At 51.2% G+C, this 25083-nt stretch carries 26 protein-coding genes; 13 read left to right on the top strand and 13 right to left on the bottom strand.

Features of this window, described 5'->3' with window-relative positions; translation table 11 throughout:
• Positions 1–2325, top strand: a complete 2325-nt coding sequence (gene ligD / locus ACZ520_RS10645; RefSeq protein WP_416480514.1) for a DNA ligase D — start codon at positions 1–3, stop codon at positions 2323–2325.
• Here the strand turns inward: ligD and ACZ520_RS10640 are convergent.
• From ACZ520_RS10640 to ACZ520_RS10600, 9 genes are all read right to left on the bottom strand, one after another.
• The gene (locus ACZ520_RS10640; protein ID WP_088565039.1) at positions 2309–3427 is read right to left on the bottom strand and encodes a DegT/DnrJ/EryC1/StrS family aminotransferase; all 1119 of its coding nucleotides are present in this window, start codon (positions 3425–3427) and stop codon (positions 2309–2311) included. The two genes, ligD and ACZ520_RS10640, sit on opposite strands and share 17 nt — an antisense overlap.
• A gap of 203 nt (positions 3428–3630) precedes the next feature.
• A complete protein-coding gene (locus ACZ520_RS10635) occupies positions 3631–4206 on the bottom strand; it encodes a type 1 glutamine amidotransferase domain-containing protein (RefSeq protein WP_088565040.1) in 576 nt (191 codons plus the stop codon).
• Between the two features lie 9 nt (positions 4207–4215).
• Complete coding sequence (locus ACZ520_RS10630) at positions 4216–4404, bottom strand: hypothetical protein (RefSeq protein WP_416480515.1); 189 nt, start codon at positions 4402–4404, stop codon at positions 4216–4218.
• A 55-nt stretch (positions 4405–4459) separates the two neighbouring features.
• Positions 4460–5416 carry a BON domain-containing protein gene (locus tag ACZ520_RS10625; RefSeq protein WP_088565041.1) on the bottom strand — a complete coding sequence of 319 codons (957 nt, stop codon included), beginning with the start codon at positions 5414–5416 and terminating at the stop codon, positions 4460–4462.
• A 165-nt stretch (positions 5417–5581) separates the two neighbouring features.
• Positions 5582–5878 carry a hypothetical protein gene (locus tag ACZ520_RS10620; protein WP_088565042.1) on the bottom strand — a complete coding sequence of 99 codons (297 nt, stop codon included), beginning with the start codon at positions 5876–5878 and terminating at the stop codon, positions 5582–5584.
• A gap of 30 nt (positions 5879–5908) precedes the next feature.
• Positions 5909–6166 carry a hypothetical protein gene (locus tag ACZ520_RS10615; RefSeq protein ID WP_088565043.1) on the bottom strand — a complete coding sequence of 86 codons (258 nt, stop codon included), beginning with the start codon at positions 6164–6166 and terminating at the stop codon, positions 5909–5911.
• A 120-nt stretch (positions 6167–6286) separates the two neighbouring features.
• On the bottom strand, positions 6287–6721 hold the full coding sequence (locus ACZ520_RS10610) for a BON domain-containing protein (RefSeq protein WP_464125392.1): 435 nt from the start codon (positions 6719–6721) through the stop codon (positions 6287–6289).
• Complete coding sequence (locus tag ACZ520_RS10605) at positions 6681–8294, bottom strand: FAD-dependent oxidoreductase (protein ID WP_464125390.1); 1614 nt, start codon at positions 8292–8294, stop codon at positions 6681–6683. The genes ACZ520_RS10610 and ACZ520_RS10605 overlap by 41 nt, the downstream gene beginning before the upstream one ends.
• Positions 8272–9126, bottom strand: coding sequence for a YihY/virulence factor BrkB family protein (locus ACZ520_RS10600; protein ID WP_088565045.1), 855 nt, complete (start codon positions 9124–9126; stop codon positions 8272–8274). Before ACZ520_RS10600 ends, ACZ520_RS10605 begins: the two co-directional genes overlap by 23 nt.
• A 416-nt stretch (positions 9127–9542) precedes the next feature.
• On the opposite strand from ACZ520_RS10600, the gene ACZ520_RS10595 reads away from it, so the two are divergent.
• The 4 genes from ACZ520_RS10595 (at position 9543) to ACZ520_RS10580 (ending at position 13050) form a co-directional block, all read left to right on the top strand.
• Complete coding sequence (locus ACZ520_RS10595) at positions 9543–10088, top strand: hypothetical protein (RefSeq protein ID WP_088565046.1); 546 nt, start codon at positions 9543–9545, stop codon at positions 10086–10088.
• A 156-nt stretch (positions 10089–10244) separates the two neighbouring features.
• The gene (locus ACZ520_RS10590; protein ID WP_464125387.1) at positions 10245–10787 is read left to right on the top strand and encodes a hypothetical protein; all 543 of its coding nucleotides are present in this window, start codon (positions 10245–10247) and stop codon (positions 10785–10787) included.
• A 28-nt stretch (positions 10788–10815) separates the two neighbouring features.
• Positions 10816–11406 carry an outer membrane beta-barrel protein gene (locus ACZ520_RS10585; protein WP_374030414.1) on the top strand — a complete coding sequence of 197 codons (591 nt, stop codon included), beginning with the start codon at positions 10816–10818 and terminating at the stop codon, positions 11404–11406.
• Positions 11407–11553: 147 nt separating this feature from the next.
• A complete protein-coding gene (locus ACZ520_RS10580) occupies positions 11554–13050 on the top strand; it encodes an FMN-binding glutamate synthase family protein (RefSeq protein WP_374033248.1) in 1497 nt (498 codons plus the stop codon).
• Between the two features lie 504 nt (positions 13051–13554).
• Here the strand turns inward: ACZ520_RS10580 and ACZ520_RS10575 are convergent.
• Both ACZ520_RS10575 and ACZ520_RS10570 read right to left on the bottom strand, forming a co-directional pair.
• Entirely contained in the window at positions 13555–13977 is a 423-nt protein-coding gene (locus tag ACZ520_RS10575) for a hypothetical protein (RefSeq protein WP_088565051.1), read from the bottom strand.
• Positions 13978–14047: 70 nt separating this feature from the next.
• Positions 14048–14896 (bottom strand): DMT family transporter, encoded by an 849-nt coding sequence (locus tag ACZ520_RS10570; RefSeq protein WP_088565052.1) that lies wholly within the window; start codon positions 14894–14896, stop codon positions 14048–14050.
• 83 nt (positions 14897–14979) lie between these two features.
• Here ACZ520_RS10570 and queA point away from each other — a divergent pair, with 83 nt between their 5' ends.
• From queA to ACZ520_RS10530, 8 genes are all read left to right on the top strand, one after another.
• The gene (gene queA / locus ACZ520_RS10565) at positions 14980–16020 is read left to right on the top strand and encodes a tRNA preQ1(34) S-adenosylmethionine ribosyltransferase-isomerase QueA (protein WP_088565053.1); all 1041 of its coding nucleotides are present in this window, start codon (positions 14980–14982) and stop codon (positions 16018–16020) included.
• Positions 16021–16024: 4 nt separating this feature from the next.
• Positions 16025–17200, top strand: coding sequence for a tRNA guanosine(34) transglycosylase Tgt (tgt, locus tag ACZ520_RS10560; RefSeq protein WP_088565054.1), 1176 nt, complete (start codon positions 16025–16027; stop codon positions 17198–17200).
• A 127-nt stretch (positions 17201–17327) separates the two neighbouring features.
• Positions 17328–17669 (top strand): preprotein translocase subunit YajC, encoded by a 342-nt coding sequence (gene yajC / locus ACZ520_RS10555; protein WP_226988156.1) that lies wholly within the window; start codon positions 17328–17330, stop codon positions 17667–17669.
• On the top strand, positions 17669–19363 hold the full coding sequence (gene secD, locus ACZ520_RS10550) for a protein translocase subunit SecD (RefSeq protein ID WP_464125383.1): 1695 nt from the start codon (positions 17669–17671) through the stop codon (positions 19361–19363). The genes yajC and secD overlap by 1 nt, the downstream gene beginning before the upstream one ends.
• 9 nt (positions 19364–19372) lie before the next feature.
• Positions 19373–20311: a protein translocase subunit SecF gene (secF, locus tag ACZ520_RS10545; protein WP_416480524.1), complete on the top strand. Its 939-nt coding sequence runs from the start codon at positions 19373–19375 to the stop codon at positions 20309–20311.
• Between the two features lie 8 nt (positions 20312–20319).
• A complete protein-coding gene (gene recJ / locus ACZ520_RS10540) occupies positions 20320–22047 on the top strand; it encodes a single-stranded-DNA-specific exonuclease RecJ (RefSeq protein WP_464125380.1) in 1728 nt (575 codons plus the stop codon).
• The gene (queC, locus tag ACZ520_RS10535) at positions 22044–22739 is read left to right on the top strand and encodes a 7-cyano-7-deazaguanine synthase QueC (RefSeq protein ID WP_088565058.1); all 696 of its coding nucleotides are present in this window, start codon (positions 22044–22046) and stop codon (positions 22737–22739) included. The genes recJ and queC overlap by 4 nt, the downstream gene beginning before the upstream one ends.
• A 5-nt stretch (positions 22740–22744) precedes the next feature.
• A complete protein-coding gene (locus ACZ520_RS10530; protein WP_464125378.1) occupies positions 22745–23314 on the top strand; it encodes a DUF366 family protein in 570 nt (189 codons plus the stop codon).
• Positions 23315–23423: 109 nt separating this feature from the next.
• Here the strand turns inward: ACZ520_RS10530 and ACZ520_RS10525 are convergent, their stop codons facing one another.
• Complete coding sequence (locus tag ACZ520_RS10525) at positions 23424–23852, bottom strand: hypothetical protein (RefSeq protein WP_464125376.1); 429 nt, start codon at positions 23850–23852, stop codon at positions 23424–23426.
• Positions 23853–23862: 10 nt separating this feature from the next.
• On the bottom strand, positions 23863–25077 hold the full coding sequence (locus ACZ520_RS10520; RefSeq protein ID WP_088565061.1) for a TolC family protein: 1215 nt from the start codon (positions 25075–25077) through the stop codon (positions 23863–23865).
• Between the last annotated feature and the right edge of the window lie 6 nt (positions 25078–25083).

The following is a 25083-nucleotide window of genomic DNA, read 5'->3' as shown; positions in this document are numbered from 1 at the left end:
ATGCCTTTAAAAGAGTACCATCAAAAGCGGGATTTCAAGAAAACCCGGGAGCCACGGGGACGCGCGCAAAAGAAGGCGAAAAAGCCCGCCAAAGAGCAATTGATGTTTGTTGTGCAGGAACATCATGCTTCGCATTTGCACTATGATTTCCGGCTGGAGTGGCAGGGGGTTTTGAAAAGCTGGGCTGTACCCAAAGGTCCCAGTCTGGATCCTCACCTGAAGCGGCTTGCCGTTGAAGTGGAGGATCATCCGCTGGAGTACGGAAGTTTTGAAGGGGTGATTCCGGAAAAACAATACGGTGCGGGCCAGGTCTATATCTGGGATACCGGGGTTTGGATTCCCAAAGGCAATGCCGCAGCCGGATTCAAAAAAGGTCACTTGGAATTTGAGCTAAAGGGAAAAAGACTGAAAGGCACCTGGGATCTTATTCGCACGCGCATGCAAGGGAGACAGGTGCAGTGGTTGTTAGTCAAACGTGAAGATGCTTATGCCCGGGCCGGGTATGAAGCGCCACTGATTGGCGAAAAGACCCCGGCACGGCGAATTCATTCGCAAGAGTCCTTTCAATTTGTCAAACCGATGCTGGCCCTGCTGGTAGATGAACCGCCTCACGGGAAGGAATGGATCCACGAAGTGAAGTGGGACGGCTATCGCATTCAGGCCCATGTCCACGGCACCAGTGTGAAGTTGTACACCCGGGCCGGGCATGACTGGGCTGGCAAGATGACAACAGTCGCCCATGATGTTTCAGGCCTGAATGTGCAGTCGGCCGTTTTGGACGGGGAAGTGGTGGTTCTGGATGCAAAGGGAGTCAGTCATTTTCAAAAACTGCAAAATTACTTTGAGTCTGATCCCGATCAAAAATTGACCTACTTCGTTTTTGATCTGCTGATGTTAAACGGAGAAGATCTGCGCGATCGTCCGCTGAAAGAACGGCGCAAAAAACTTCAGCAGATTTTAAGAGGCAAGCGCAAAGGCCGTCTGCAACTTAGTCGGGAGATAAAACTCACAAAAGGTTCCTGGGCGCAGTTGCAAAAGCAGGGGCTCGAGGGAGTGATTTCAAAAAAAGCGGACAGCACCTACATTTCAGGCCGTAAGGGCGAATGGGTGAAGAGCAAATTTTTGAATCGCCAGGAATTCGTGATTGGCGGATACGTTCCCGGGAAAGGCAGTCGCAGCGACTTTGGGGCCTTGTTGTTGGGGGTTTATGAAAAAGGCCAGTTGCGCTTTGTTGGCAAGGTCGGGACTGGATTTAACCAGAAAAATATTACTTCGTTAAAGCGTCAATTGGACAAAATTAAAACCGCTAAAAAGCCCTTCACTGCCGGGGATCCACCGAAAAAAGATGCCATCTGGGTGAAGCCGCAATTGCTTGCGGAAGTGCGCTTTGCGAACTGGACCCACGGCATGCACCTGCGGGCTCCGGTGTTTGTCGAGCTTCGTAAAGACAAGCCCGCGCCCGATGTCACTTCCGACGCGTTGATTCTGACCAGCCCGGACAAAGTGCTTTACCAAGACGAGGGAATCACCAAGCTCGAGGTGGCCGAGTACTACATTGCCATCGCTGAGCGCATGCGGCCTTATCTGGAAAACCGTCTTCTGGCCTTGGTGCGCTGTCCGGAAGGTTCAGCCGGGAAATGCTTCTTTCAAAAGCATTTGAACGCAAAGGCGGATGCTGTGGCGATCTTTGAAAAAGACGATGCCTTGTACGTCAAGGACGTGCGCGGTCTTTTGGAACTTGTGCAGATGGGTGGTTATGAAATCCATGGTCGCAACAGCCGCGCGGAAGCGCCCGCCAAGCCGGATCAGTTTGTTCTGGATCTGGATCCGGGATCAGGAGTGCCCTGGAAGGACGTGGTGGCCGCCGCTTTGTTGTTTAAGAAGGATCTGGAGGCTTTGGGGCTTCGCAGTTTTGTGAAGCTCAGTGGGGGCAAGGGACTGCACATTCATGTGCCTTTCAAGCCCGGGCCAACGTGGGATGAGGTAAAGCATTTTACCCATGCTCTTGCGCAAGCCTGGGAGGATCGTTATCCGGATCGGTTTGTCAGTAAAATGTCCAAGAAGATCCGCCACGGGAAAATATTTGTCGATTATCTGCGAAACTCAAAAGGGTCGACCAGTGTTCTGCCATATTCACTGCGTGCCCGTGATAAAAGTTCGGTGGCGCTGCCGGTGGCGTGGAATCAGTTGAAAAAATATGAAAGCGGGGATGCCGTCAGTCTGAAAATGGCTTTGCAGGAAATCAAGAAAACCCGAGACCCTTGGGCAAATTACTTTGCCCGGGCCCCGGTTTTGCCATTGAAGAGAACTAGAAGTGCTTCTTGACTGTATCGCAAACGTACTGAAGCTCTTCCTGAGTGATGTAAGCATAACAAGGAAGATTCAAAACCGCTTGAGAGATATGGTGAGCGTTGCCGTTGTCGATCTTGCCAGCCAGGTGACCTGCAGAACCGGATTGGTGGCTCATCGCGCCCGGATAGATGGTGCCGTAACCCACGTTGGCTTTTTTCAATGAATCAATCAAAGAAGCGCGCAAAGAAGGTTCGATCATCGCAACGGCGCAGTAGCCGTTCTCTTTCACTTTGGAAGTCGCACGGACTGGTTTCAGAGGAAGACCTTTCAAAGACTCTTCATAGAACTTCACAGCGTTCATGCGGCTTTGGATGCGTGCATCGATGTGTTTCAAAGACATGTTCAGGAACAAAGATTCATAAGCTCCGATACGGGAGTTCCAGCCGATCATGCCGTGAGAATAGTGATCAGTTCTGCCGTGGTTGATAAGCGTGCGGCAGTTTTTGGCGTATTCATCGTTGGTCGTGAAGATCGCACCTGCGTCTCCGGAAGCACCCAGAACCTTTGCCGGATAGAAACTGGTGGTGGAAATCAAAGCCGTGCCCAGGATGGACTGGCCGTCGATTTCAGTGCCGAAGCACTGGGCGCCGTCTTCGATCAGAAGAACGCCGGCTTCTTTGGCGAATTTGCGGATTTCCAAGGTGTCAGCAGAAGCCCAGCCGTAAAGGTGAACCATCACCGCGGCTTTGGGTTTGAACTGTTCTACAGCTTGTTTGAAAGTGGCAAGGTCCCAGTGGCATGTTTCACGATTTACATCCACAGTCACAGGGTTCGCGCCCACGTTCACAACGGCTTCGAAAGTGGCCCAGAAAGTCATATCAGGAACTAGGACCTTGTCGTTCTTGTTAACGCCCACTGCACGCAAAGCAATTTGGATCGCGTCAGTGCCGTTGGCACAACCGATAGCGTGTTTGGATTTTGTGTAAGCTGCAAGGTTGGCTTCCATTTCGCCAACAATAGGACCGCCCACGAATTGCGTTTTATCGAAAAGATTTGCAACGCCATTCAGGAACTCATCACGGAAACCAGGTTCAAAACGATTCAGGGTGATAAATGGAACTTGTTGAATGCTCATAGTTTTCTCTCTCGGAAAATGTTAACTGGATGAGAGAATTATCCAATAAGTCCTGGCAACTTGCAACCCGTGGGTCCTTTTACGGACCGCGCGGTTTTAAGAAAAAAGTGAAGGAAACTGTATCTTTACGGACTCGGTGGTGCTTTCTCGCAACACACTCTGCCCCGTACAGGCTTAAAATGCAGCACATTCCCAAGGGGGGCTCATAAAGGGGGCGTGGCGTCTTTCAATTGCTGATCACCCATTGAAAAGACCTCGATCATCTTTTCGCTAAAGGCGGAGATGTCTTCGGGCTTACGACTGGTGACCAGTCCGTTATCGACGACCACCTGCGTGTCAAACCAGTCACCCCCGGCATTGATCAAATCCGTGCGCAGGCTGGGCCAGGAAGTGATTTTTCGACCTGAAACAATCCCGGTTTCGATCAGTAGCTGCGGACCGTGGCAGATGGCGGCAATGGGTTTGTGGGAATCCACAAAGGCCTGTACAAACTTGACGGCTTTTTTATCCATTCGCAGTTTGTCTGGATTGATGACTCCGCCAGGAATCATCAGGGCGTCAAATTCAGAAGGGTCGACTTCATCCAGGGATTTGTCGACGGCCAGGAAGTCACCCCATTCGCCTTTTTTCCAGGCCTTGATGTGACCTGGCTTTAATGACACAAGCACCGTCTGTGCGCCGGCCTTGTCCAGATAGTTGCGGGGTTCGATCAGTTCTGATTCCTCAAAACCGTCAGTGGCAATGATGGCTATCTTTTTACCGGCCAGTGATTGATTCATGGGGGCTCCCTAGTGGGTGGTTTTCTTGCGGCTGGATTTCTTCTTTTTGGCAGCGCCGCCGGTTTCTTTATTTACTGTGGCCCACGCAATACGTTCGGCCTTTTTCGTGGAGGCTCCTTTTTTCTTGTAGCCCTCTTCAATATGCTGGGCCATGCGTTTTTGTTTGCTGGAATAGCTTTCTTTGCTTCCGCGAGGCATGAAAGGCTCCTTTTCAGAAAGAGCAAGGGAGGCCGTCATGGCCTCCCTTGGTGAGTTAGTGATTCGGGGCGTTTGTGGACGTGCTGGAGGAAGAGGACTTCTTCGTTCCGCTGGTTCCTGTTGTGCCCGTTGTACTTGAGGAACGTTCACTGCTCAGGGAGGAGGTGGAGGACGTGTCCTTTTCAGAAGACGATTCGCGGTTGACGCGAATGTTGTTGGTGACATCCTTCACACCATAACAGCCTTCGGCGCAGTCTTCCGCCATATGTTTCATGCGGCGGTCAGGCACCGTTCCCGACAATGTGACTTCACCGTCTTTCACTTCAACCTCAATGCCTTCGGCATCGATGTTGTTGTCACGAGTCAGCATTTCGCACACATCTTCCTTGATGCGTTCGTCTGAGCGTTTGTAGGACTTTGGACCGCGACCGAAGAACTGGGAACGTCCTTCAGAGCGCTCCGAGCTGCGTTCAGACCCTCGCTCGGAAGAGCGATCACGATCTGTATCGAAAGAGGAACTGGTGCGGTATTGGTCCGATCCTTGGCGGGTCAGATCACTGGTGCCATAAAGCCCGCGACGGGAATCAAAACGGCCGGCTTCATAGCCGGAGCCTCTTTCGGATCTTTCTGAACGATCCCAGGAACGTTCATTGCGGTCATCGTAAGAGCGCCCGTAAGACTGTTCACCAGAGGAACCGTAGCGATCCTGACGGCCGCTGGCGCTGGATTCATAGGAAGAGCCGGAGCGATTGCCGTCGATAGAGCGGCTGCCACGGGATAGTTCACGGGAACCCTGTGTTCGGCCGTAGTCCTGATTGGAGTAATTAAAGTCACGGCGATAGTCAGAAGCATCGCGATATTCAGAGGAGGGACGATAGTCTTCATCGCGGTATCCGGAGCGCTCGTCCATTTCATCGCGCTCATACCAGTCTCTGCGTTCAGAGGCTTCACGGCGGGACGGACGTTGTTCATCCCTGCGCAAGTTGCGAGGTTCACGTTGATCATGTCTCATTTAATACTCCTTTTGTTGTTGGAGCGTTGATGTTGAGACGAGATTTCAGGGTTGACCACCTTCCTTTAAGTAATGTTTCAGAAAACAAATCTGCCGTATGAAAAAAAAAGAAAGGTCTTCTGCAAGAAGACCCTCCTGATAATGGATGACGGTGACATCCCGGATTTAGTCCCAGCTTCTTCCATCCGGCATCAGATTTTGTGAATCGATATCACGTGGCATCTGACGACCGCGCATTTGCCGGTCAAGCTGTTCCTGACGACGTATCATTTCATCCTGACGTCGGTCCCAATCCTGATCCAGAGTGCTCTGGGAAGTTCGCGGAGTGGGTTGAGGGCGTCGGTCCTGCGGTCCGGTGGGAATAGGACGTGATTGATATTGGGTTTCAGAAGATCGGTACTGTGCCTCGGCGTAGACCGATGGCAACAGCAGAGAAAGGACAACAATTGCGGTGAGTTTCATAGTATGCCTCCAGATGATGTTGTTTTGAGTTCAGTGTCTTCTTCTTAAAAGATAAGCCGCCAGTGCGCCCACGCCAGCTACGCTCACTGCTCCCAGAATTATCTGATAAGGGTGTCTCACGGCGTACTTGCGACCGCTTTCCAGAATTTCACCGGCCTGCTGGTAGATGCTGTTGAAGTTCAGCGACGATGATCCGGTGATGGAAGGTCTGTGGGTCGGTGATGTGGGTTTTCGTTGTTTGGGACTGCCATAGTGTGTGGCAGGGTTTCCTGCATGCTGGGCTGCCATAAAAGCCTCCTTGCTTGGTTTTTCTTTATTGTCGCGCGGGGCGGGCGGGCAGAGTACAGAACATCGCAATTTCTGTCAGAGACCATGCAGGACCAGGGACCTTGGTGGGTCCCCGGACACCTACTTTCGTTTGAAGTGCAGATCATTGTGGATGTCTTTGACGCCGGAACAGCGTGATACCTGTTCTTCCACGAATCTTTTCATCTTGCGATCGGGTACGATTCCCCGCAAAGTGACTTCGCCCTGGGTGACAATGACCTCCACGTCGGCGATGTCGATGTCCACGTCCAGCGCCAGAGTTTGTTCGACCTCGTCGCTGATGTTGCTGTCGCTGACGTCCATGTCCTTGCTTGACGTGGACCCAAAGCGTGCATCATCAAAGGGCGGCCGGAAACTTTGGGTGCAGCCGGTGGAGCCTTGGCGCTGACGGTTGATATCAGGCCTGCTGGATTGCAGCTCTTTCTGCGAATCCAGATCATGATAGCAATGAATGCCGGCATCGCGGGTCTGAATTTTATCTTTCCGCGGAGGTGTCGCTCGGTTTTGCTTTTTCATATTCAGTCCTTTCATCAGGCATGGCGATGGTTTCCGCCTTTTCCTGTGGTTTTTTCATCACGGCTTGTTTAAGTCCTGAAATCGCCGGACCATTGATCACTTCGCCGGTGCAGGCAAAGCGGGATCCGTGACAAGGGCAGTCCCAGGTTTTTTCGGCGTCATTCCAGTGCACGATGCCGCCCAGATGCGGGCACACGGCATTGAGAGTGACTGTCTCGTTGCTTTCGCTGGTGTAAACTGCGAATGTCTTTGCTCCCTGATGCACCAGCCGTCCTTCACCCGGATGGGCTGAAACATTTTTGAGTTCTTCGCGTAAAGCAATCCGGTCGCGGTATTGGGCCAATGTGTTCATGTTGGCCGAAATCACTTTACCCAGGTTTTTCACTTTAAAACGTGAAGGCGAATAGATGTGAGTCCACTCGTTGTGATTTTGCTGGATCAGATCGCGAATCACCATGGCGCCGATTGCGGCGTGAGTCAGCCCATGACCGGAGTCGCCGCTGACAATATAGGTATTGCGATTGCCAGGGTTTCTTCCAATGTGGGCAAGGCCGTCGACGGGCTCGATGATCTGTCCGGACCATTTGTAAGCGATCGGCCCGGAAATGCCGAGGTTGAACAGAGCCCAATCGTGCAGGGTTTCAAATTTGGCTTCGGGATGATCTTCCTGGCCCACGCGGTGATCTTCACCGCCAATCAGCATAAGGTCCTTTCCTTCGGCATGATTTTCGACTTTGCGCACATAGTGATAGGGATGAGAGGTATCCCACATCAGAATGTCGGGGAAAGCATCGTGAGGCACTTCGATTCCGATAATATAGCTGCGGTGGGCGGCTTCCATGGTGTGAATCATCACCCGGTCATTGACCGGCACATTCGTGCAGACGACGACATGCCGGGCGTAGACATAGTGTCCGCTGTCGGTTTTCACGGAAGGCAGGGCGCCGTCCTTGAATTCCACCGCAGGAGACTTGCTGTGAATTTTTCCCCCCATGCCCACGATGGCCTTCAAAAGTCCGTTGATGAACTTCAGACTGTGAATGCGGGCCTGACGGGGGAAGCGCAGGGCCGGACCAAACTCGGCGAAATGAGGTGGTGAGGAAAGCAGTTCCACATCCTTAAAGCCCAGTTTTGCTGCGGCCTGGGCTTCTTCTTTCAGGTAATCTTTGTTCGTCTCGGGGCTTAGATAAAGATATCCGTCCAGTCGACGGAAGTCGCAGTCGATGTGTTCTTCCTCGACAATTTTTTCTATCAGATCAATGGCATCACTGTGGCTGGCAATGGCCTTTCGGGCATTGTCTTCCCCCAGATTGTCGAGAAGTCTTGAAAGTCCTTCGTCGAGCACATTGGAAAGGTGCGCGCTGGTGCGGCTGGTTTCGTTGTGGCCCAGAGTGTCCCTTTCCAGGAGTGTCACCTGAAAGCCGTTTTTTAATAGGACATAGCTGTTCAGAAGTCCGGCGATACCGGCTCCGATCACACACACATCGGTGGATGCGTCTTCGCGAAGTGGCTGGAACTCGGGGACCTGAGTGTCCTGCCAGAAAGAGGCGTTATTCTGTTGATGTGGCTGCATGGGAAAACTCCTTTCTCCAGGCATAAATCGAATGTGCACCTATAAAAACAATCAAAGTTGAATAATAGACCCACGCCAGTAGTACGACGATGGAACCGGCTGCGCCGTAAGAGGAGGTGATCGGGCTGCCTCCCAGATACAAACCGACCAGCTCTTTTCCGATCACGAAAAGCAGGGCCGTGATGATGCCGGCATGAAAGGCGTCCCGCAGGGCCAGGCGGGGCACGGGCAGAAAGTGAAAGATGCCGGTAAAAAGCAAAACGTAAAGCAGCAAAGAAAAGATGATGTTTATCACGAAAGCCCCCTCGCCATTGTCCAGCAGGCCCACGCGGATGACCGTGTTTAATGCAGTCGAAACAATCAGTGAAACCATCATGGCAAATATGAACCCAAATGCGAGACCGATCTGCAGCAGGCGGCTTTTTACGTAGGCGATCGAAGCGTGCAGGATGCTCAGGTCTTCCTCTTCCACAGTGTGTCCGAGTATTTCCGTCAGGGCTGCGCGCATTTCACCGAAAATCAATCCCGCAGAAAGAACCAGGGTGCATGTTCCCAGAATTCCTGCCCATGACATCAGATCCACACGGTCATTGGCATTTTTCACCACGGCTTGCACCGCTTCTGCGGCGGTAGGGCCGACCAGGGATGAAACTTCACTCATAAACGTCTGCTGCAGTTCCAGGCCCAGGTTGGCCACCACTGCCAGTGAAATCATCACCAGCGGGGCCAGGGAAAAGCAGGTGTAAAAAGCCACCGAGGCTGCCCAGGTCATGGTGTGGCAGTCACTGAATCTGTCTGCGAATGTGAATACGAAATTCTTCACTTTCGTCATGCAACCTCACCCCTCAATTATCGGACCCTTGAGGGGTGGGAGGAAGGTAAAAGTCTTTGCAAATATACACACACAATCACCCCTCATTCGGAGGAGGCGTGCCGGGATCTTTGGAGGGATTTTCCCGTGGCATGCCCGGATCTATTTCCGGCACGACCTTGGGACGTGGTGGTTCTTTCACTGGCGAAGGGCGTGGCTGTGTTGAGGGTGGGTCCTGCGGAATGGGAATTTCATTTGGTCGTGGTGTCATGCAGATCTCCTTATTTTTTTTCATTAGGCGGAGTTCTGAAAATGCGGGCAAAGATTTTACGATTACATGTGGGAAGGTCTGTTCATATACATGCGTGAAGAGATAGGCCTTGTGAAAAAAAAAGATCATAGTTCAGGTATTCAACAACCCTAAGAAAGGATCAGCCATGAAGACATATCTGTTAATTGCATTGTTTGCTGCTGCAACGGTTTCCTGTTCCCACAAGGAAAAGACCGCCAGCACCATGCCAAGCACGGAAGCTAAAACCGTGGCCGTTCAGGAAGAGGCGACTCATGTGACTGAGTTTGGTTTTAAGAAAGGTTCCAGCACCCTGACCTCGGATGCCAAAGGGGATTTACAGCGTTTGATTGATGAAGCCAAAAAGACCGGCACGATCAAAGAGATCAAAGTGATCACCTGGGGTGACAAGGACTATCCATCCACCGAAACCAAAAAACTTTCTTCTGCCGAGGTGAAGCTGGTTAAAGAGCGCAACAAAGCGATTGAAAACTATATCAAGTCCTACGACAGATCTCCGGATGTGGATTTGTACAGCATGGCGGAAAGACCAAATTTGTTGCAGGACATGCTGAACACTTCCGATGCCCGTATCAAAAAGAATTTGGAGACGGCGGGAATTCCAACGACTGACACAACAGCGAAAGCACCGTCAAAAGCTTCAAAGTCCATCGTCATGGTTATTATGGAATAAATCCCCGCGGGGCAAAACTCCGCATTGCGGGAGGGCATTTAGGGACGACGGGGCTGTGAGCTGCAAAATAATATGGTCTGAGCCCCGGTCCAAGAGATGCAATACCCACGGATGCTGACAGTCGTAAGATTTTAACAACAACAAAGGAGAATGAAAATGAACATTCAATCTGTGATTGGCTCTTTGATTTTGGCAGTGGCTTTGTCTGCAAGCACATCGTTTGCTCTGGATAGTTCCACCGAATCCGCCGGAAAAACCCTGGGCGCGAAAATGGTTTCGGAAATTTCTTTTGACGAAGGCAAATCCACACTGACGGATTCTGCCAAAGACGACATTCGAAAAATGGTGAATGAAGCCAAACAAAAAGGAAAAATCGATGAACTGAAGGTTGCTGTCTGGGCGGACCGCGAATATCCGACGGAAGGGGCCAAGGCCTCCAAGCAGGATGTGAGTCTGGCCAACGACCGTGCACGTTCGGTGAAGAACTTTATCAAGGACGAATTGAAGGTGGGCTCTGTGAACACTTATAACATGACCGAGCGCCCGAACGCCCTTCAGAAATTCATGCACACCGACACGGCCAAAACCAAAACAGCCATGGAAGACAGCGGGGCTGCTCCTCGCACTCAGGATGAAACCGGCTTCTTCAATCAAAAAGCCAAGTCATCCAAAGCTGTCATCATGGTCTATATGAAGTAAGCATTTGGAATTCACAACGGAGGCTTTTATGAAAGCAATCAGCGCGATACTTCTGGGATGGGCCTTAACAGTTGTCATGCCGGCCTATGCAGGATTTTATATTGAACCTGGAATCACCTATGAAAAAGGGGATAACGAGCTGGAGTGGCCAGCGCCTTTGAGCAACTCCACCGGAACAGGGCAGGGCCTGGGATTTAACCTGAAGCTTGGCTATCATGCCAATGACGTTTTCTTTATCGGTCTGGACGGCTCTTATTCCAAACCGAAATTCGAAAGCTCCGCTTCCACGGACTACTCAGCCGAAGCGACATCGACACTTTACGGGGCGGTGATCGGGGCACAGATGCCGGTGGCGGGACTGCGAATCTGGGGCGGATACATCTTTGGCGGTGATCTGGATCCGGAAGAGGACGGGGGCGTGGACGTGAAGTTCGAAGGTGCCAAGGGGCCCAAAGTGGGGGTTGGTATCAAGATCCTGATCGTCAGTCTGAATCTTGAGTACATGGATCTGGAATACGGCACCTCCAAATTGGAAGAGGCCGGTCCGGTGACCGGGGAGCTGGGCAAGTTCAAGAATAAGGTCGGTCTGCTGAGTGTGAGCTTTCCTCTGACATTCTAAGTTTTAAGACGAAAGAAAGGCCCGGTTTTGACCGGGTCTTTCCCTTTTGCCTTTTCAGTCCAGTTGGACTAGATTGGCTGTGCTTTGTGTTCGATACTTTGTCGGAAAGCGCAGTTTATTTTAAGGCAAGAGGGTCTTGAGGCTGAAATGAGAAGAGAGTTTTATATCGCATTTGCGGTGGCATTGGGTCTGAATGTGTTGTTCTATCTGTATTGGACGCCAGGACTGTATTCTCTGATTCTGTTTGTGCCTTTCTTCCTGCTGGGATTCCGCGACATTCATCAAAATCGCCATGCGATCAAGGCGAATTTCCCGGTGTTCGGTCACTTCCGTTATATTCTGGAATCCATCCGACCTGAAATAAATCAATACTTTATCGAATCCAACACCGATGGAAAGCCTTTCAATCGTGAACAGCGATCCGTGGTTTATCAGCGCGCGAAGAAAGTGTTGGACACTGTTCCCTTTGGAACCCAGCACAACGTTTATGCGCAAGGGTATGAGTTTGTGACCCATTCCATGTACCCGAAGCATGTGGACCGCAAAGACCTGCGTGTGACCATCGGGACGGATTTGTGCAAACAGCCGTATTCCATGTCGCTTTTGAATATTTCCGCGATGAGTTTTGGTTCTCTTTCCACGGCCAGTATTCTGGCGCTGAATGGCGGTGCCAAAGACGGTGGTTTTGCGCACAACACCGGTGAGGGTGGTATTTCCCCTTACCATTTGGAGCCGGGCGGCGATCTGATCTGGCAGATCGGGACGGGGTATTTCGGTTGCCGCACGCATGACGGTGACTTTGATCCTGAGTTGTTCAGAAAAAATGCATCTCACCCCCAGGTGAAAATGATTGAGATCAAACTTTCTCAAGGTGCGAAGCCAGGGCACGGCGGTATGCTGTCCGGGAAAAAGGTAACTCAGGAAATTGCCAATATTCGTAACGTGCCAATGGGTAAGGATGTGATTTCGCCTCCGGGCCACAAGGCCTTCAGCGACAGCCGTGGCATGCTGGCCTTTATCACGAAACTGCGTGAGCTTTCCGGGGGAAAACCCATCGGTATCAAACTGTGCCTGGGTCACCGCAATGAATTTGAAGAGCTGGTCAGTCTGATGACTGTTGAAAAAGTGTATCCAGACTTTATCGTCGTGGATGGTGCCGAAGGTGGAACGGGTGCTGCTCCGTTGGAGTTCACCAACTATATCGGTATGCCAGGTATGGATGCTTTGGTGATTGTTGTCGACACGCTGAAAAAAGCCGGCTTGAAAGACAAAATCAAAGTCATCGCCACAGGCAAGATCACCACAGCTTTTGATATCATCAAGTTGTTGTGTCTGGGCGCAGATGCGACATACGCGGCAAGATCCATGCTGCTGGCATTGGGTTGTATCCAGGCCCTTCGCTGTAACAACAATAAATGTCCTACGGGTGTTGCCACTCAGGATCCAAACTTGGTTCGTGGCTTGCACATTCCGACAAAACGCGTGCGCGTAAAGAATTTCCATCAGGAAACACTTGAGTCCGTTGCGCACGTGATTGGCGCAATGGGTGTGGCTCGTCACCAAGACTTGAACCGAAGCCACCTGTACAAGCGTGTCGAAGACGACACCATCAAAACTTACGCCCAAATTCACCCAGGCGTTTAAAATAAATCGTAAGACAAGTTGCTTCGAGCGGGGGCGGGCCTTGGGTGGGACTCTTAGGTCCCGCCACTCCAGTGGGCACGCATCCGTGCTCAGTCGGTGCCGGGACTGCGTCCCGGTTCGCGCATCCTGCGCCACCGAAGGCCCACTTCCGGGCGGGTCCTAAGAGTCCCACCCAATTCCCTCAGTGCTAGATTCATTTTGCCTTTCGTTTTTTTAAACGTGCCCGCGCGCGCGACTCTCGGTTTTTTTGCTTTTATTTTTTTTGCACTGAGCTTTGTGGGTTGGCGCCGAAAATCAGGGTCGTTGATCATTCATAAATAGCAAAATTTGGGGAGCGAGGAAGGGCCCTGGCGGCCAGAGAGAGGCCTTCGCGGGGCCTGGATGGCCCTCCGCTGAAGGCGGAAGCGACGAGGCAGGATGCCGTGCCGAACGGCGCGCCGACAGGGGCCTTGCTCGGGCCCCAAATCGTCGTGTTAAAGGCAGATCAACGACCCGCCCATTTTCTTACATGCATTTGAATTTCATTTCTACGTTGTAGCCGTTACCCAGAACTCCGTCGGCGACGGCGCCGCCCAGGCCTACGATGCCGCCGGCGGTGGATTCAGTTTGGCCGCCCAGAACGTAAGTAGCGCTGCCAAGGACTTGGGCTGCCTTGCTGGCTTTTTTTGCGTTTTTATAGGTTTTTTCGTCGTAGTCGCCGTTGTATTTGGAAGACTCATTGATGAAGGCTGCGGTCTGATTGCGTTCTTTGCAGAAGCTGTTGGCTTGGCGGATGGCTTCGCGGGAACCTTGATCGGTGTCTTCGCTGGCAATGACGACACGGTGGATGCCGTCAGCTCCGGCGCGAACATCCGGGTGGTGGGCGCAGGCTGCGGTGAAAATTGTGGCTGCTGTGATCAAACCGAAACGAAGATAAACCTTGTTCATGTGAGCATTCCTTTTGTTGTGAAATAACAATCATAGGAGACGCTGAACTATGCAAACAGTCCAGATCTTTTTAAAGGCTTAGAAGCAAAGCTCCAAGTCCGATGGTGGTCGCGCCCAGAATCTGTGTCCGGGTCAGGGACTCTTTTAAAAAGACCGAGAATACAACCGCAAAAAAGATGGAAGAGTTTCTAAGCGAGATCGCAAAGCCGGGGGCCGAGACCTTTAAGCCATACAAAAAGATTAAAAACGATGCCGTGGCGAAGGTGCCACACAGAAGAACCCGCACCGGGTGTGAGGTCATGGTTGCTTTGATTCGCGGCCAAGGGGCGCTGCGGATTCCGTAAAGCAAAAACGGCAAAGACACAACCATCGCCACTAAAAAGAGCGGCTTGGGGTCGGTGTTTTCGGTCAGAGCCTCATGATAGGCCAGGTGATAGCCGGCGATAAAGACGGCGCTGATATAGGCCCAGATGTCGTTTTTCAAACTCTGTCTTTTTCCTTTTAGCAGGTCCTGGAAGTTCATCGCCAGAATTCCTAAAAGAACAAAAACAGCTCCCAGGAACTGCAGGCCGTGGGCGCGTTCCCCCAAAAGGACGGTGGAATACAGCCACACCAGCACCATGGCACCTCCGCGCATGATGGCGTAAGATTTGCCAAGGCTTGAAGCTCGCAATGCTTTGGACAACGTCAGGAAATAGAACCCCTCAAAAATACCTGAAAGAACTGCGATCGCAAAGGCGCGGTTGTCCGGAAAAATGAACCCCGTCCCGCTGATCGGCAGACTGACCGCTGTCAGCAAACCGCTCAGTAAAATGGTCAGAAAAAGGAAGCTTTCCTTGTCTTTAGAAGCCTTGGCCAGGCCATTCCAGGCGGCGTGAAGCAGGGCAGAGAGTAAAAGTAACAGGGGTCCTAAAGTCATGGTTGTTGTTTTAAACCCTTTCCATGGGTCGAAGCCACAAAAAACTGCCTCGTATGGGGGTTTTATGATATCAGAACCCACCTATGAAACTGACCGATTTGGACTTTTCCTACCCTGAAGAGCTTATTGCCACGTCCCCTGTACGGCCGTCCCGCGTGATGTGGGTGGAAGGCGAATTAGAGCCTCAGGAAATCAGTTTGCAGGAACTGTTGTCACGTATTCCCGCCGGCGATGTGCTGGTGGTGAATAACACCCGCGTCTTAAAGCGCCGGGTTTTTTCTGGTGACGTTGAAATCCTTTTCCTGAAGCAGATCAATGCCACGGACTGGGAAGTTTTATTTCCGTCCAAGAAATTCAAAATCGGTGCGGCGCTGGAACTTCCGTTGGGCGTGCAGATGACCTTGCTGCAAAAAGGTCGCCCGCAAACCGTTCGGCTGAGTCAGGAAGTGGGCGAGGATTACTTCCAGAAGGTGGCGGAACTGCCACTGCCTCCGTACATTCAAAAAGCCCGGGAGCAGCGTCACACTGTCGAGGCGGACGAGTCCTGGTATCAGACGGCGTGGAATAAAAGTCCTGGCAGTTTTGCGGCACCCACGGCCAGTCTGCATTTTTCCGCCGACGACATTGAAGGTCTGAAAAAACGGGGCGTGAAAGTTTTGGAAGTCACTTTGCACGTGGGCCTGGGAACCTTCCTGCCGGTGACGGCGGAAGATCTGAATGATCACGACATGCACGAAGAATATGTGGAAATCTCTGCCTCCACATGGGCGGCGGTTCAGAATGCCAAAGCGGAAGGTCGCAGGATCTGGTCCCTGGGCACCACAACCAGCAGATCGCTCGAAAGTGCGGCTCAGGGTCTTTTGGGTGAAATGTCTGAAGCCGGTTTCAGTGGCTTTACCAAGCTGCTGATTCAACCCGGATACCAGTACAAAGTGGTGGATTGCCTGATGACGAATTTCCATCAGCCGCAGTCGACTCTGGTGGCTTTGGTCGCCGGATTTTCTTCCTTGAATCGAGTAAAAGCTTGCTATCAATGGGCCATTGAGCGAAAGTTCCGGCTCTTTTCTTATGGCGATCTGACAGTTTGGGTCGCGGCCGCAAAGTCGGCAGTTCACGAAGGGTGAGGTTATGTTGGACGGTCACAATTCCACAGCCGTGGGTCCTAATTCCACTGCAACAGATGCAAACATGAAACTGGGTGAATTCAAAGTTCACGCGACTGACGGCAATGCCCGTCGTGCCACCCTGATGACCGCACACGGTCCGGTGCAGACGCCGGTCTTTATGGCCGTGGGTACGAAGGCCACCGTGAAAGCCATGACTCCGGAAGAACTGAAAGACTGCGGCACTCAAGTGGTTTTGGGGAACACCTACCACCTGCACTTGCGCCCTGGTGAAAAAACCATCGCGCGCATGGGGGGCTTGCACAAGTTCATGAACTGGCATGGCCCGATTTTGACGGACTCTGGCGGTTTCCAGGTGTTCTCTTTGTCCCAGCTTCGCAATATGACTGAAGAGGGTGTGGAGTTCCGTTCGCACCTTGATGGCGCGAAGCACTTTATCTCTCCTGAAAAGTCCATGGAAATCCAAATGGACCTGGGTTCAGACATCATCATGGCCTTTGACGAGTGCTTGAAGTACCCGGCCACCGATGAAGAAATCGAAAAGTCCATGGCGCTGACCTATCGTTGGCTGCTGCGTTCCCAGGCCGCGATGACCCGCAAGGAAAGTCTGCTGTTTGGTATCGTTCAGGGCGGTTTGAGCCTGAAACATCGTTTGAAATCCATGGAGCAGATCTGTTCCGTGGATCTTCCGGGTTATGCACTGGGTGGATTCAGCGTCGGGGAGCCGATGCACCTGATGCACGCATTGCTTCCGGATGTGGCACCAAGAATGCCAGCCAATAAGCCGCGTTATCTGATGGGCGTTGGGACGCCGACGGATTTGATTATCGCAATTGATTCCGGCGTTGATATGTTTGACTGCGTCATGCCTACAAGAGTGGCACGCAACGGGACGATTTATACCTGGAACGGCAAGGTCAGCATCAAACGTTCTGAGTATAAGGAAGATCCTTCGGCTTTGGATCCGGAATGTGATTGCTATACTTGTAAGAACTATTCCAAGGCTTACTTGCGTCACATGTTCATGAGTGGAGAAATCCTGGGCTCCCGCCTGAACACCATCCACAACATTCATTTCTATATGAAAGTGATGGAAAAGGCGCGTGAGGCCATCGCTGAAGGCCGCTGGGCAGAGTATAGAGACTTCTGCTTAACACGCTTCGCCAAGAAAGATTCTTAAAGCCGATGAAGGCCCTCCGCCTTGCATCCGAACCTTTTTGATCGACTTTCTACTAAAGTATTGATTCTTCCCAAGAATAATGCTGAATTTTAACGTCAGTTAGAATTGTAAGTTTATGGAGGAATCAATGTTATACGGACTTCTTGTATCCACAGCTCACGCACAATCAGCGGCTCCTGGCGGTCAGCCATCAGCTTTCGAAATGTTTGTGCCGTTCATCTTTATCTTCGTCATCTTCTATTTCCTTATTATTCGCCCTCAGTCCAAACGTCAGAAAGAACACCAGAAGTTCCTGACTGAAATTAAAAGAGGTGACGAAGTTGTCACTTCCTCCGGCATCCTGGGCCGTGTAGAAGGCATCACTGAGCAATTTGTGACTTTGGAGATCGCAGACGGCGTTAAGGTGAAAATGCTTCGCAGCCAGATCGCAACATCTCAGAAAGCAGCAACTCAAGAGGAAAAGAAATAATGGAAGGTCTTCGCTGGAGAACGTTTGTAGCAGTATTGGGCGTTGCCGCATCTTTGGTGTGGGTATTGCCTAACTTGGTTAACTTGTCGGAAGTGTCCTGGTGGCCTTCCAAGCAAAAGCTGAATTATGGTCTGGACATCCAGGGTGGTTTGCACCTTGTTATGGGTGTGGATGTTGACGGCGTGGTGAAAGAATCCACAACTCGTCTGATCAGCACTATGAAAGCGGAAATGACCAAGGAAAACGTGGCTTATGCTGACGTTAAATCCGAAAAGCCAGAATCCGGAGAGGTTCAGGTTGTGGTGGTTGATGCTGCGGGCAAGGCTGCTGTCGAAAAGTTCATCTCTGACAAATATTCCACTGTTTTGCAGGTTGTTGGTTCCACTGACACTTCTGTGACGGCTCGTTATTTTGATGCTTACCTGAATGACTACAAAAACCGCGTTATTCAGCAGTCCATCGAAACAATCCGTAACCGTATCGATGAATTCGGTGTGGCCGAGCCTTCTATTTCCCAGCAGGGTGCCAACCGCATCCTGATCCAGTTGCCTGGTATGGCTGACGCTGAAAAAGCGAAACAGCTTATCAATACAACTGCGAAACTGGATTTCATGATCGTGTCTCATGAAAAGACACCTCAGGAACTTCAGGTGATGATTGCTGAGGCGGAAAAAGCTGGCAATTTCAACATGGAAAACACCAAGTACTCTGACTATGTGACTCGCGTGAATGAGGCTTTGAAAGGAAAACTTCCAGAGAAAACGGCAGTTTACTTTGAAAAAGCACCAAATGCGGCGACGATCGATGCCGGCGCAATTCCTTACCTGCTAAGAACTGACACTGATCTTGGTGGTGGTGCTTTGGATGACGCTTTCGTGGGTTATGACCAATACGGTTCTCCACAAGTGTCTTTGCAGTTCAACTCTGCGGGTGCTCAGAAATTCGCTGATTTGACTGGCAACAACGTGGGCAAACAGATGGCCATCGTTCTTGATAAAGTTGTTAAATCCGCTCCAAGCATCCGTGACCGTATTGCGGGTGGTTCTGCTGTCATCACATTGGGTGGTGGTCGTGACCGTAACGGCATGATGGATGAAGCAAAAATGATCTCCACTTCTTTGCGTGCGGGTGCTTTGCCTGCTTCTTTGGAGCAGTTGGAAGAGCGTCGCGTGGGTCCAACTTTGGGTGCTGATGCTATCGGTAAAGCCAAACTTGGTTCCTATGTGGGTGCGGCGATCATCGTGATCTTCATGCTGGTTTACTACAAATCAATGGGAGCAGTGGCGTCCGTGGCTTTGGGTTTGAACATCCTGGGCATCTTCGCTTTGCTGACGACTTTCGGTGCAACTCTGACTTTGCCGGGTATTGCGGGTATCGCATTGACCGTGGGCTTTGCGGTTGACGCCAACGTTCTGATCAATGAGCGGATCCGGGAGGAACTGCGAATGGGTCACGGAATCAAGGTGGCTGTGGCTGAAGGTTACAACCGTGCGATGTCTGCGATCATCGATGCCAACGTGACGACGGCGGCGACGGCGGTGGTTCTGTTGTACTTCGGTACGGGCCCGGTGCGTGGTTTCGCGGTGACCTTGTTGATCGGTATCGTGACTTCCATGTTCGCAAACGTGTTCGTTTCCAAAGTTATCGTTGATACTTTGGTGAATAAATTCAACTTCAAGAAGTTGTCGGTTTAGTAGGTATATATGGCTAATAAAAATACAGAATCATTTGGACGTTTTGATTTCGTCGGTAAAGCCTGGTTCTTCGGGGGCGTGTCCCTGATCCTGGTTATTGCTTCTTTGATTTATCTTGCGGTTCACGGGATCAACTACGGTATCGACTTTAAGGGTGGTACCGAGATCCAAGTGAAATTTGACCAGGGTGTGACCATTGATCAGGTTCGTGACTCCGTGGCGGGTCTGGACTTGGGTGAAGTGGGTGTTCAGTCCTTCGGTGAAGGCAACGAATTCATCATTCGTTTCCAGGGCCGTGAAGGTAAAACGGACAAAGAGACGAATGAGATTTTGAATGCGGACCTGACCAAGGTTCGTGGCATCATCACTGAGAAATTCCAGGCTTCCAATCCGGACATCCGCCGTATTGATACCGTGGGTCCTCAGGTGGGTGCGGAGTTGAAGCGTAACGGTTTGCTGGCAGTATTCTATTGCTTGCTGGTGATCCTGATCTACGTGGCACTTCGTTTTGATTACAAGTTTGCTCCGGGCGCAGTACTTTGCTTGTTCCACGATGCGGTGATCACTTTGGCGGTCTTCGTTCTTGTGGGTAAAGAAGTGAATGTGTCTATTTTGGCTGCGATCATGACGCTGATTGGTTTCTCTCTGAATGATACCATCGTCGTATTTGACCGTATCCGTGAGATCGACACTGGAAACCACGATAAGGGCTTCAAGTTCGTTATCAACAAGTCCATCAACGAAATGTTGGTGCGTACTTTGATTACGTCCGGTACCACTTTCGTTTCCGCGCTTTGTCTGTACATCTTTGCTGATGGTACAGTTGAGGACATCGCGTTCTCTATCTGCGTGGGTATCTTCTTCGGTACTTACTCTTCTATCTACGTAGCGGCTCCTTTCGTTCTTTTGATGGACAAGCTCCAGTTCAAAAAAGCTAAAGCGGCGTAAGGATTTTCATGAATCCTTTGTGGACGCTGCGGGAATCTGAGAATGAGCCAGTCATCCCCTCGAATGTCGAGGGGCAATGGCCGAAGCTCATCACAAAGGTTCTTGCAGCCCGCGGTTTTGCTGAAGCTTCCCATGTTGAGAAGCTTCTATTCCCGAAGCTCGCTGATTTGAAAGATCCTCTTGTGCTTAAGGGGATGTCTCAAGCTCTTGAGCGCCTGGGTCAGGCGTACCTGAATAAAGAAAAAATCTGCATCTATGCTGACTTCGATCTGGATGGAACTTCCGGTCTTGCATTGCTGAAAACCGGCATGCTGGCTTTGGGGTTCCCGGATGTTTTGCACTATCAGCCAAAACGCCTGGCGGAAGGTTACGGCTTCCACGCCCATGCGGTCGAGGAGTTGAAAAAGCAAGGTGTCAGCCTGATCATCACCGTCGACGTTGGTATCACCGCGCACGCGGCGATTGATAAAGCCAATGAACTGGGTGTGGATGTAATTCTGACGGATCACCATTTGCCAGCAGAAACAATTCCTGCGGCATTTGTGGTGGTGAACCCCAATCAAGGGGATTGTTCGTCGGGATTGGGTTATCTTTGTGGTGCGGGTGTTGCCTTCTATCTTTTGCGTGGATTGAAACGTCACTTCCACGATCATCCGCAACTGCCTAAAAATAATTGGGATTTAAAAGAAGTACTAGATTACTTTACCATTGGTACGCTGACGGACATGGTGCCGCTGGTGGACGACAACCGCGTGCTGGTAAAGCATGGTCTGGTGAAGCTTGCTGAAACCAAACGTGCCGGACTTCGAGCGTTGCTTGAAGAATTAGACCTGACCGGAAGACCGCTGACAAGTCAGGATGTGGCGATTCGTTTTGCGCCAAAACTAAATGCGCTTTCTCGTATGGAATCCGGCATTCTTCCGATTGATATATTCTTGTTGGATGATCCCAGCCAAGCCCGCGATATGGTTCGACAAGTGATGAAGAATAATTCCACCCGCGTGCAATTGCAGGGGGATGCGGAAGCAGAAGCTCAACAATTACTTCAAGGCTGGCCTCATCAGGATTTCGTGTTTGTCGCTTCCAAAAACTTCCACCGCGGAGTTCTTGGGTTGATCGCGACGAAGCTGACTCAAGTCTATAACAAACCAGCCTTTGTGGGGGCGGTGGGTGATGACGGCATGATCGTGGGCAGTGCGCGTTTGCCGCAAGGTCAGGAAGCCTGTCTTGTGGAAGCGATGTCTTCTGCACAGGAATTGCTAAGCCGTTTCGGTGGTCATTCGGCCGCGGCGGGTTTTGAGATTGCGGAAACCAAGGTTTCCACTTTCGTGGGTAAGCTGGCGGATCATTTCTCGGATTTGCGTGAAAAGCCAAAACCGCTGGAAATCTTCTATGATGTTGAAGCTGGACTTTCCGAGGTCAGTGAAGGTTTGATGAAGTGGTATGACTTCGTCGGTCCTTTCGGCGCGGGGTTCTCGATTCCTTTGATTCATTTCACGAATGTTCAGGTCTTGTCCAAACGCGAACTCAAGGGCGGGCATCTTCGTCTGAAAATTGCTGATGCTGATGGCGGGGCTTCTGCGGAAGCGTTGTTGTTTACTCCGACACCGCGCCAGTTGGATACTTTGACCAATGTGCCGGGGTTCTACCATGTTCTGGGTGAATTGCAGTGGAACTATTTTGCCGGGCAAAAGACAGTTCAGATTCTTATTCGGGATTTAAAGGCAGCCACATGAAAAAAAACAAAAAGGTCGTAGTGCTTTTATCGGCGGGGTTGGACTCGACGGTGAATGCGTATGAGGCTATCAAACACCACCATGAAATTGTTCTGGCTTTGACTTTCAATTACGGGCAGCGTGCCGCGAAGAAAGAGCTGGAGGCTTCCGCAAATATCGCAAAACACCTGGGGGTTCCACACAAAGTGGTCGAGCTTCCATGGTTCAAGGACTTTAACAAGTCGTCTTTGCTGGTCGAGGATCAGACGGTCCCTACCGGGGCGGCAGTGGAAATCGACAATCAGCAAAAATCGGAAGAAACCGCGAAGTCAGTGTGGGTTCCCAATCGCAACGGGATCTTTTTGAACATTGCGGCGGCTTACGCAGAAGCTTTAGGTGCTGATGCGGTCATCCCGGGATTCAACGCTGAAGAGGCGGCAACTTTCCCGGACAATTCCCGCGAGTTCCTTGAGCAGGCCACCAAGTCTCTGTGGTATTCCACGTCCAATCATGTGACGGTGGGGTGTTACACGGCTCATTTGAAAAAGCCTGATATCGTGCGGTTGGGGCAGGGGCTGAAGATTCCCTGGGAATTGATCTGGCCTTGCTATTTCTCGGGCGACAAGTGGTGTGGGCAGTGTGAGTCCTGTCTTCGCTCCAAGCGGGCTTTTGCTTCAGCCAACATTGATGTGAAACATCTTTTTAAGGAGTAGTGCGGATGGAAACTTCATTTATTGAAAAGAAATTTGCCTATGACGGTTCTCAGCTTCGCTCGCTGTTTGCCTATCTGGAACACGGAATTTTGGGACCTTCCATTGTTTCCTGGGTGGGTGCCTGCTCGATCCCATTTGATCACATGGTGGACGGCGAAGACTTGCTTGAAAAGGCCGTGATCCAGTCCGATGAAATGCTTCATTTTATTATTGAGGTCTTTGATCGTGATTTGTTCTCGGGCGTGGCGTTGCAGCGCCTGTTTGCCTCGATCGCGAAAGATTATGTGCAGTCTCACGGGAAGGGTCTTCTGACCGGTAAATCGGTTCGTCGCGACGGAGATGATATTTACCTGGATACCAAAAAGTTAAGCATTAGCATTGCGACTCGCTCACCAGTGTCGGTGATGGTTCATTTCGCCATGAACGTCACCAACAAGGGCACTCCGGTTGAAACCCTGTCTTTGCAGGATCTGGAGCTGGATCCAGTGCGCGTGGCCGAAGACCTGATGTCCCTGTTCCGCCGCGAATTCGAATCGATCACCGTAGCCACCCAAAAAGTCCGCCCCGTTCCTTAGGCGGGCCTTCTCGCTTCGACGTGCTTAAAGCACGCCTGCGCTGCGAGGGTCCGCCTCCGCCTTGCATCTGGGGCTTTTTGAGCCGCCTAAGTCCCAGCACGTTTTTCGCTTAGTGGTGGTGGGAGTGGTCTTCTTTTTTGGATTCCTTCTTGGATTCTTTGAAGGCTGGAAGAGGGAGCTTGTAGATGGCTTCGTTACCTACGGCTTTTTCTCTTGTTGCCTGAATAACCAAATTTGTTTTTGCCGGAACTTTTCCATTCGGAATGCAGTGATAGTGGTCAGTGCTCATCACGGAGCATGTGTATTTTACTTCTGATTTTTTATTTTTTGCTGTCACCGCTACGGATGAATCTTTGATGGTTGGGTTTTCAAAGTTCATATCCAGCAGGTAAACGTGAACGCTCTGGTCTTTGTCCACGGTGATTTCCGTGTGGAAAGCTCCCGGCATTTGGACATGGCCACCATGCGGACCTGGTTTGTCTTCGCCATGGGCCCAGGACAGTGCGGGAAGAAGGATAAGAGTTGCTAGCAGTTTCATGTTGTTCTCCTTAGATAGTCAGTTCGTCAAATTTCAATTTCAGGATTGCGAGTTCTTTTTGTACTTCCAGCAGGCGGGTGCGGTTGTCAAAAAGGCTGTTGGTGGCGCTGGCAAGATCTGAAGAGTTTTTTACTCCACGACGGTATTCAGACAATGTCAGGTCATAGTATTTCTGAGTCAGTGTCTGGCGTTTCTCCAGCAACGTGCGCAGTTGTAAAAGTTCCCGGGCTTTGTTGCGCAGGCTGGAAACTTGCGTATCCAGTTGCAGGCGGGTGCTGGTTTTCTCCAGGCCTTGAGCTTTTTCGATTTCTTTCGCAGCGGCGCTTTTAAAACGCGTGTCAAGACCCGAGAACAGCGTCCAGGTCATCAGCACCGACACACGGGACTCGCTTGCTTCCAGAGGGTCGTCGTATTGTGGAACCAGGCGACCGTACTGGGCATTCACGTCAATGCTGGGAAGGTACGCCCCTTGGGTCTGCTGGCGGCGCAGTTGTGAGCTTTGCTCGAGCGCTTCCTGCTTCTGTAAAGTGGGGTTGCCAGCTAGGTCAGACTTTGCAAAATCAGCTTCGCTGATGCGCGGGAAAGTTTCTTTTGTGGTCAATTGCACGGGTTCTGAGCTGTTGATCAGGGTTTTGATCACATCTTTTGAAACCTGCAGATCGGTCTTATGAGTTTCGATTTCCGCTGACAGTGTGCTTTCTTCCAGGTCCAGTTCAATGGCATCCACGTTCGACGTCAGACCGGCATTGATTTTTTTCTGAGCCATGGCGCGCTGGTTGTGCAGGAACTGCAGTTTTTCCGAATCCACAGCAATAAAATGCGTGTTGAGCAAAGCTTCGTAGTACGCTTCCCCCAACTCGCGGTGCAGTCGGCGCGAGGTGATTTCAAAGTCGAAGTCGGCAATGCGGCTTTCCTGAGTGGCAACGCTTTTTGCCTTCCAGTCCTGGCCGCCGCGATACAGGTTCCAGCGTCCGCTGAGATAGCCGACATATCCATCATCTTTGTCATGCAAAGTGCTTTCTTTGCCATAACCGGCAGAGGCGGATATCTCTGGCAGGAACGGACTCCATTGGCTTTTTGCCTGACTCTGGCTGGCTTGTTGACGAGCGGCGCTGGCCCGCAATTCCGGGTTGTTGCTGACCAGTTGCTGTTGCAGGCTGGTCAGGTTTTGCGCGTTCGTTGTTAGACTGAAGAACAGGGCCGTCAAACCCCATTGCCACTTCATAGAAAC

The organism is Bdellovibrio sp. BIS2, assembly GCF_055398295.1.
This window is presented reverse-complemented; position numbering and strand designations above follow the sequence as displayed.